General features: G+C 71.6%; 3 protein-coding genes. 1 reads left to right on the plus strand and 2 read right to left on the minus strand.

From position 1 onward, the window contains the following. Positions 1-29 precede the first annotated feature (29 nt). Positions 30-6,449 carry an amino acid adenylation domain-containing protein gene (locus ACFY0F_RS09795; RefSeq protein WP_388791281.1) on the plus strand — a complete coding sequence of 2,140 codons (6,420 nt, stop codon included), beginning with the start codon at positions 30-32 and terminating at the stop codon, positions 6,447-6,449. 532 nt (positions 6,450-6,981) lie between these two features. Here the strand turns inward: ACFY0F_RS09795 and ACFY0F_RS09800 are convergent. Next, positions 6,982-8,253, minus strand: a complete 1,272-nt coding sequence (locus ACFY0F_RS09800) for an MFS transporter (RefSeq protein ID WP_388791283.1) — start codon at positions 8,251-8,253, stop codon at positions 6,982-6,984. Next, positions 8,250-8,780 (minus strand): ArsR/SmtB family transcription factor, encoded by a 531-nt coding sequence (locus tag ACFY0F_RS09805; protein WP_388791285.1) that lies wholly within the window; start codon positions 8,778-8,780, stop codon positions 8,250-8,252. The genes ACFY0F_RS09800 and ACFY0F_RS09805 overlap by 4 nt, the downstream gene beginning before the upstream one ends. Positions 8,781-9,278 lie beyond the last annotated feature (498 nt).

Raw genomic sequence — 9,278 nt, forward strand, 5'->3', positions numbered from 1 at the left:
GTTCGCGAAATTCACCCATGGGGGCAGATATGTTCGTTGCGCGACCGGGCACAGCGGATCAGCTAGGTCCGGAAAGTAGTCCTGCTTCCCTCGGACAGCGACGGCTCTGGCTCCTGGAGCGGTCGGGCGCACCGAGCGCGGTGAACCGTCTGACGATGGCCTGGACCCTGTCCCGGGAGCTGGAGCGGGAGGCGCTTGAGGAAGCGCTGCACGACATCATCGGGCGGCACGCGGCGCTGCGGACGGTGTTCCCCGCTGTCGACGGGGTGCCGTATCAGCGCGTTCTCCCGGTCGATGGGTCGGGCTTCCAACTGAAGCTGGTCGCGTCGGCCCGAGCGGAGGCGGCGGCCTGCGCGTTCGACCTCGAGTCGGACATCCCGGTGCGGGCCTGGCTGTCCGTCATGGAGACGGGCGAACAGGTGCTGGCGCTGGTCGTCCACCGTATCGCGGGGGACGACTGGTCGGCCGTACCCCTGGTCCAGGACCTCTCGATCGCGTACGCGGCGCGCTGCCGGGGGCAAGAGCCGCTCTGGGACGAACTGCCGGTCCAGTACGCCGATCACGCACTGGGCCAGTACGAGCTCCTCGGCTCGGCGGACGACCCGGACAGCGAGCTGTCCCGTCAGCTGACGTACTGGCGTGAGGCACTGGCCGGGACGTCGGGGGAGCTGGCGCTGCCCGTGGACCGGCCGCGTCCCGCCGCGGCATCCCACCGCGGGCATCGCGTCGACGTAACGGTGCCCGCCGCACTACACCAGGGCCTGGTGGCGCTGGCCGCGGAACGGCGGGTACCCCTGAGCGCGGTACTGCGGGCCGGGGTCGCAGTGCTGCTGTCCCGGTGGGGTGGCGACAGCGATGTCCTCGTCGGGTCGGCCGAGTCCGGGCGTACTGACAAGGAGCTGGACCGCCTCGTCGGCTGTTACGCGGACACGCGCGTGACGCGGATCGACCTGTCCGGAGAGCCCACCACGGCGCAGGTACTGGACCGGGTACGGGACGCGGAGCTGAGCGCGGCGGCCCATCAGGACGTGCCGTTTGCGTGCCTGGCGGAGGAGCTCGCCCCTGCCCACCCTCCGGCTGCCCACCCCCTGATCCAGGCCGTCTTCGCCCTGCGGGACACCACCACCTCCGCCGCCGCGCTCCTGGAACTGCCCGGCGTCCGGGTGAGCCCGCTGGCCGTGGGCGAGCCGCTGACGGCGTACGACGTGGAGGTGGTCCTGGGCGAGGAGACCGACGACCAGGGCGGGACCGCCTGTCTGCGCGGGGAACTCACCGTCGCGGCGGACCTGTTCGACCCGGCCACCGCCGGGCGAATGGCGGGCGGGCTGTTGAAGGTGCTGCAGGGAATGACCGACACTCCGCTGGCCCGGATCAGTCATCTGGACGTGGTCGACGCAGCCGAGCGACGGCGAGTGGTGGACGAGTGGAACGACACGGGTCTCACGGTGCCCGAGGCGACGGTGCCGGAGCTGTTCGCGGCGCAAGCGGCCCGGACACCGGCCGCCGTCGCGATCGTGTGCGACGGCGCTGAAGTGACGTACGGTGAGCTGGACCTGCGGGCGGACAGACTGGCCCGTCGCCTGGCGTCGGAGTACGGCGTGGGCCCGGAGTCGGTGGTGGCGGTGCTCACCGAGCGCTGTGCCGAGCTGATCGTGGCGATTCTCGGGGTGCTCAAGGCCGGCGGCGCCTATCTGCCCATCGATCCCGACCATCCCGTCGAACGCGTCGTCTACACGCTCGACGATGCCGGCCCCGTCTGCATCCTGACCACGTCACGCTGCCGACGGGCGGTGCCACAGGACTGCGACGTACCGCAGCTGGTGCTGGACGCACCCGGGACATCCGAGGCGGGGGACACGTGGAACGCGGACCCGCTGGTGCCGCCGCGCCGGCAGAATGCGGCGTACGTCATCTACACCTCCGGCTCCACCGGCCGGCCCAAGGGCGTCGTCGTCTCGCACGCGGGGTTCGCCAACCTTTCGGCAAGCCACGCGAGGTTCGGTGTGGAACCGGGCCACCGCGTGGCGCAGTTCGCGTCGGTCGGCTTCGACAACTTCTGCTCGGAGTGGTCGCTGGCCCTGCTGTCAGGAGCGGCCCTGGTGGTCGTGGACCAGGACCGGCGGCTCGGCGCGGAACTGGCCGAGTTCATCACCGACCAGGCCGTGACACATGCCACGCTGCCTCCTGCGGCCCTGGCGACGATGCCGGACGGGGCGATCGGGACCGGAGTCGTCCTCGAGGTGGGGGGGGAGGCATGCCCTCCCGAGGTGGTGGAGCGCTGGTCGCCGGGGCGGCTGATGTTCAACACCTACGGCCCCACGGAGACGACGGTGGACGCCACGTCGTGGCGCTGCCGCCCCGGACTGGAGTCGGGCACGGTGCCCATCGGCGCCCCGATCGCCAACACCCGCGCCTACGTGCTCGACGACTCCCTCAACCCGGTGCCGGTCGGGGTGGTCGGTGAGCTGTACCTGGCCGGTGCGGGGCTGGCGCGTGGGTACCTGGGGCGACCCGGGCTGACAGCGGAGCGCTTCGTGGCCTGCCCGCTGGGTGGCGCCGGTGAGCGCATGTATCGGACGGGTGACCGGGTTCGGTGGCGGACGGACGGGAACCTGGAATTCGTCGGCCGCGCGGACGAGCAGGTGAAGATCCGGGGGTTCCGGATCGAGCCGGGCGAAGTGGCCGCGGTACTGGCCGGGCACCCGAGGCTGCGCCAGGTGGCGGTGGTGGTCCGGGAAGACACCCCGGGGGACAAACGGCTGGTTGCCTACGCCGTGCCCACCGAGGACCCCGATCAGTCCTCCGTCGCGGGCGGGCTGGCTGCCGAGGTGCGCGGGTTCGCCGCCGGTCGACTGCCGGGATACATGGTGCCCGCGGCGGTGGTACTGCTCCCCAGGCTGCCGCTGACGCTGAACGGCAAGCTGGACCGCACCGCGTTGCCGGCTCCGGAGTACGCCGCCGGCACAGGGCGGGGACCGGCCACCGCCCAGGAGGCGATCGTGTGCGAGGCGTTCGCCGACATCCTGGGCGTGAGCGCGGTCGGGGCGGACGACGACTTCTTCGCCCTGGGCGGTCACTCGCTGCTGGCGACCCGGCTGGCCAACCGGATGCAGGCGAAGCTGGGGGTGGAGCTGCCCATCCGGGTGCTGTTCGAGTCGCCCACCCCGGCCGGCCTGGCCAGGTGGCTGGGACAGGCCGCTCCGGGCCGGTCGCAACTGGTACCGCAGACACGCCCGGAACGCGTCCCGCTGTCGTTCGCCCAGCAGCGGCTGTGGTTCCTGTCGCGGCTGGAAGGCCCCTCGGCGACCTACAACATCCCTCTGGAGTTGCGGCTTTCCGGACCGCTCGACGTGGAGGCGCTGCGGGCGTCGCTGGGTGATGTGGTGGCACGGCACGAGAGTCTGCGGACGGTCTTCCCCGAGGAGGAGGGCACCCCCTGCCAGCTGGTCCTGGACGGCGAGCGGGCACGCCCTTCGTTCGTCGTCACGGAGAGGGCCCGCGAGGAGCTCGGAACAGTGCTGCGTGCGGCGTCGCTGCAGCCCTTCGACCTGACCCGCGACCTGCCCCTGCGCGCCGAGCTGTTCCGGGTGGCGCCGGCGGAACACGTCCTGCTGGTGGTGATGCACCACATCGCCACAGACGGCTGGTCCACCAGGCCGCTGGCTCAGGATCTGGCGGCGGCGTACGAGGCGCGGCGCGCCGGCGCGGCACCGGTCTGGCCAGAACTTCCCGTGCAGTACGCGGACTACGCCCTGTGGCAGCGCGCGCGAACCGACCCGGCACAGGACGGCACCTCGCCGGAACTGGCCTTCTGGACCCGACAACTGGCGGACCTTCCGGAGGAACTCGACCTGCCTTACGACCGGCCCCGGCCGTCGGTGGCCAGCTACCGGGGAGACACAGTCGGGGTGGCCATCGACGCCGACACGCACGCCGCCGTCGTCCGCCTCGCCCGCCGCACCGGAACCACCGTGTTCATGGTCCTCCAGGCGGCTCTCTCAGCCCTCCTCAGTCGGCTGGGCGGTGGTACTGACATCCCGCTGGGCACCCCGGTGGCCGGGCGCCAGGACGAGGCCCTGCACGATCTGGTGGGCTTCTTCGCCAACACGCTGGTGCTGCGCGCCGACCTTTCCGGCGCCCCCACCTTCGAGGAACTTCTCGCCCGGGTACGCGCCACCGACCTCGCGGCCTTCGCCCACCAGTCCGTGCCCTTCGAGCACGTCGTGGAAGCGGTCAATCCGACCCGTTCGCTGTCCCGCAGCCCCCTGTTCCAGGTCATGCTCGTCATGCAGGCCGCCGACGAATACGACGTCTTCGCTCTCCCCGGCCTCTCGGTGACGGTCGACGAGGGCCGCACCAGCACTTCCAAGTTCGACCTGCTGTTCAGCTTCACCGAGTCCTACGCGGACGGGGCGGCCGACGGCATCGACGGGGTCGTCGAGTTCTCCACCGACGTGTTCGACGGGGGGACCGCGCAGGGCTTGGCCGACCGGTTGCTGTCCCTGCTGAAGACCGTCGTGGCGCAACCGGACCGCCCCGTAACCGAGGCCGATGTGCTCACCGCAGGCGAACACCGGCGCGTGCTCACCGAGTGGAACGACACGGCGGTCGAGCTCCCCACGGACAACCTGCCCGAGGCCTTCCAGCGGCAGGTGGCCCGGACTCCGGACGCCGACGCCGTGCTGGTCGGCGAGGTCACGCTGTCCTACGACGAGCTGAACGCGCGGGCCAACCGGCTCGCGCACCTCATGATCCGGCGGGGCATCGGCCCGGAGCGGTACGTCGCGGTGCGGCTGTGCCGGTCGGCGGACCTGATCGTCGCCTTCCTGGCCGTTCTGAAGACGGGGGCGGCGTATCTGCCCATCGACCCGGCCTACCCAGCCGCACGCATCCACTACATCCTGTCCGACGCCCGACCGGCGCTCATGGTCACCAGCAACGCCCTTTCCCGGCTGCCCGACGCCGGCGACATCCTGCTCCTCGACGACGCGGACACCCTCCAGGAGTTGTCCCGCGAGGCGGCCACCGACCCCGCCGACGCCGACCGCACCGCCCCGCTGCTGCCGGACACCAGCTCCTACGTGATCTACACCTCGGGCTCGACCGGCCGCCCCAAGGGTGTGGTGATGACCGCCGTCGCGCTGCGTAACCTGCTGGCGTGGAACGCCTTCGCCGTCGCCGTACGCCCGGGGGCCCGGGTGGCGCAGTTCAGCGCCATCAGCTTCGACGCCTCGGAGCACGAGATACTCTCCGCGCTGTTCAACGGCAAGGCCGTGTGCGTCCCGGACGACGAGACCCGCCTCGACCCGTCCGCGCTCGCCCGCTGGCTGGACCAGCACGAGGTGGACGAACTCTTCGCGCCGGACCTGGTGGTGAGTGCGGTCTGCGAAGCGGCGATGGAACAGGGACTCGCCCTCCGCTCCCTGCGCCACATCATGCAGGCCGGCGAGGCCCTCCGGCTGACCAGCGGCGTACGCAACTTCCACACCCGTTACCCGCACGTGCGGCTGCACAACCACTACGGGCCTTCCGAGACGCACGTTGTGACGGGGTACACCCTCCCGGACCGGGTACCCGACTGGCCAGCCGCCGCGACCGCGCCCATCGGCCCACCGATCTGGAACACCAGGGCGTACGTCCTGGACCGCCGCCTCAATCCGGTGCCGCCCGGTGTCCCGGGCGAGCTGTATCTGGCCGGTACCTGCCTGGCCCGTGGTTATCTCAACCGGCCGGACCTGACCGCCGAGCGGTTCGTCGCCGACCCGTTCGGTCCGGCGGGGGCGCGCATGTACCGGTCCGGAGACCTCGTGCGCTGGCTGCCGGACGGCACGCTGGACTTCCTGGGCCGTGCCGACGACCAGGTGAAGCTGCGCGGTTTCCGGATCGAGCTGGGGGAGGTCGAGTCCGTCCTGACCCGGCACCCGCAGGTGGGCGCCGCGGCTGTCGTGGTTCGCGAGGACCGGCCCGGCGACCGGCGGCTGGTCGCCTATGTCGCGCCCCTTGCGGGGGGTTCCCTGCCTGAGGTCACCGAGCTGCGTCCTCATGTGTCCGCCGTGTTGCCCGACTACATGGTCCCGGCGGCGTTCGTCAGCCTGGATGTGCTGCCGCTGACCATCAACGGCAAGCTCGACCGGCGGGCGCTGCCCGCCCCCACATACGACGGTGTGCTGTCCGGAGCCGCCCCGCGCAACGTGCGCGAGACGACACTGTGCAAGGCGTTCGCCGACATCCTCGGACTGCCCGATGTGGGCATCCACGACAGCTTCTTCGAGCTCGGCGGGCACTCGCTGCTGGCCACCCGCCTGGTGAACAAGGTGCGTGCCCTGCTGGATGCGGAGCTGACGATCCAGACGCTCTTCGAGTTCCCGACCGTGGCCGGTCTGGCGGAGAGATTGCAGGACGGTGCCCCCGCCCGCCCGGCCCTGCGCCGACGCCGGGCCCGTCCGTGACGAGGGCTCGCCGCCCGGCACACACCGGTCGGCACGGCGGGCAACGGCCGTGCCGACCCCGGCCTCGTGCCGGGGCGCCGAACGGGGCGTGCGCGACCAGGTGTTGACCGGGTGAGGGTGCCTGGCCCGCCTCGCAGGCTCCCTCACCCGGCGCCGGCACGCCGAACCCGAGACGCGCGGTTCATCCATGTGGGCACCCGTCCTGAGGGGGGCGGGTGCCCACCGCCGTGCCCGGGGCCGGCCGGGCGGCACCCGAGCCCGTGAGCACGGTGTGCCTCAGCCGCCCGCGAAGGCCGGTACGCCGGACTCGAGCGCGGGCCCGGTACGCCCACCACGCCGTCCGTCGCGGTCCGTCGCCGTTCGAGCGAGGAGGTTCCTCGGTCGAACATCCGTAGCCCGCAGCGATGGAGCAGCCGGCAGACGGTCGGGCTGCCGAGTCGGATGCCTCGTGACCGGGACGACCCCCGCGGCCGGCAGGCCACGGGGTCTTGGTGTGCGCGGTGCCGGCTCTTCGCCCTGCCGGCTTGCCCCGTCAGGCAGCTGGAACGCTGGCCGAGGCGGCTTCCTCCCGGGCCTTCTGCAGGGCGGCCTCGATGCGGTCGGCACCGGTGAGCACGGCTACGAGGACGGTCATCGCGGCGAGGACGAGGGCTCCTGCGACGAAGGGGGCACGCAGCCCGGCCGCAGTCGCCAGCCAGCCACCCGCCACGGCACCCAGCGGTGCCGCGCCGACGCCCAGCATGCGGTTGGTGGCGGAGACCCGCCCGGTGAGGCGGGCGGGGACGATGGCCTGGGACACGGACGGGACGAGCACCATGGTCGCCGACATCGCCGCACTGCAGACGGCCATGGAGAGACCCGCGGTGACCGGGCCGCCGGACAGGCCGAGGCAGAGTTGCGCCACCGCCTCCACCGCGGCCGTGACCGTCAAGGCGTGGCCGGTCTTCATCCGGGCGCCGAGCAGCCCGGCAAGCGCGGTGCCGGCCAGGCCGCCCACGGCCTGGGTGGCGAGCAGGAGGCCGAAGCCGCTGTTCCCGATGTGCAGGGTGCGATGGGCAAAGAGGACCAGAACCGCCTCCCCACCCGCGAAGGCGAGGTTGCCTACGGCGAACCGCAGGGCGAGACCGAGCAGGATGCGGTTGCCGAAGACGTAGGCGGCGCCGTCGCGGGCGTCCCGCCACAGCGAGCGCCGCTCCTTGGCGGGAGCCACCGGCTGGGCGGGCAGCGTGCGGATGAGCAGCCCGCTGAGCAGGAAGGAGATGGCGTCGAAGGCCAGAGGGACGGCCCGGCCGAAGGCGAAGAGCAAACTGCCCAGTGGTGGCCCGGCGAATTCGCCCGTCGCCGTCTGCGCGCCGTGTTTCAGGGTGTTGGCGCGCCGCAGGCTGGGGAGGTCCCGGTCGAGTAACTGGGGCAGGTAGGCCGAGGATGCGGTGTCGAAGAAAATCTGCCCTATGCCCAGCAGGAAGGCCACGGCGATGAGGAGCTGCAGGTTCGCCGCTCCCGCCGCGGCCGCTGCGACGAGTCCCGCCAGCAGGGCAGCACGCGCCAAGTCGTTGATCCACATGGTCCGGCGCCGGTCCCAGCGGTCGACCAGCGCGCCGCCCAGCAGGCCGAACAGCAGCCACGGGAGCAGGGAAGCGGCGGTCACCAGGCTGAGTGCGAACGGATCGGGTGTGAGGGAGACGGCGAACAGGGGCAGGGCGGCGAGGTAGACACCGTCCCCGAGGGAGGACACGGCCGAGGCGAACCACAGACGGCTGAAGGCAGGTGGCAGACCGTCGTGTAATCTGCGCAGGGACATCATGCGTGCTCCTCTGGCCGGAAGAAGGCCACGGCGAGCGTGGCCGCGGGCTCTGCTGGATCGGATGCCGCGGCGATCTCCTCCACCAACGCCTCCAGGCGGGCGGTGAACTCCGCGTACTTTTCTTTGCTCAGCCGAGCCTGGTGCATCCGGACCAGACGCGCCGGCCCGGTGGGCGCAGCCTCCAGATCGGCCAGGGCATGCCGCATCACCACGTTGGGTGCGCCCTGCTCGGGCTCGGGCAGCCTGATCCGGCTGCACGTCCGCTCGTAGTAGCGCTCGGTCACTCCGCGGACCTTGCGGGTGCGCACCACGGCCACGAGGCCCGCCTTCTCCAGCAGGCGCATGTGGTAGCTCGCGCTGCCCTTGGCGATGTCCATCCGGGCGGCGACCTGGGTGATGGTTGCGGGCTGGTCACGCAGGAGGCGGAGGATGCGGTGGCGGACGAGGTTGCTGACGGCGCGCAGTTGCAGCGCGTCGTTGAGTTCCTGCGCCTCGTCCTGGTCGTCGACTGGCTGTTCTTCTGGCACGGCGCAATGGTCAACGACTCTTGACCTGTTGTCAATGTGCCCATCCGGCACGCCGACACCTCCCGCAGACCCCGGACGTTCCAGGCGACCGACAGCTGCACCGAGTTCTTCCAACTCGAGAGCGGCGCCGCGGCCCTGGCCTGGTGCTCGTGGTCGAAACGCGGTATACGAGGTGGTCGGCCACACGATGCAGCTCAGGAACGGCATCGGGCCGCCCGGGAGGAGCCGGCGGAGGGGGAAGAGCTGTCGCACCAGGAATCCAGCCGCGGGTGAAAGAGCCTTTTTTAAGGCTTGACAGGACGTGGCAACCTCGAGGCAGTCGTCGGCCTGGAGGTTGCGCCGCACTCGTCTCTTCCGCGGGGGACAGGCTCCCCCTATAGTGGCGCGCTCCCGCCCCGGGGGGCGCCCACACCGACCTGCGGTGATGGCCGTACGACGGCGTCGCCCGAAGCCATACGGACGGTTCCGCCGCTGTGCGCACACGGACGACCGAACCGG

The sequence above is a fragment of the Streptomyces sp. NPDC001544 genome, assembly GCF_042894285.1.
GTDB lineage: Bacteria > Actinomycetota > Actinomycetes > Streptomycetales > Streptomycetaceae > Streptomyces.

What these genes read in the sequence shown, in the direction of transcription:
- ACFY0F_RS09795 (WP_388791281.1), top strand. Translation starts at nt 30, where the DNA reads ATGTTCGTTGCGCGACCGGGCACAGCGGATCAGCTAGGTCCGGAAAGT.
- ACFY0F_RS09800 (WP_388791283.1), bottom strand. Translation starts at nt 8,253, where the DNA reads ATGATGTCCCTGCGCAGATTACACGACGGTCTGCCACCTGCCTTCAGC.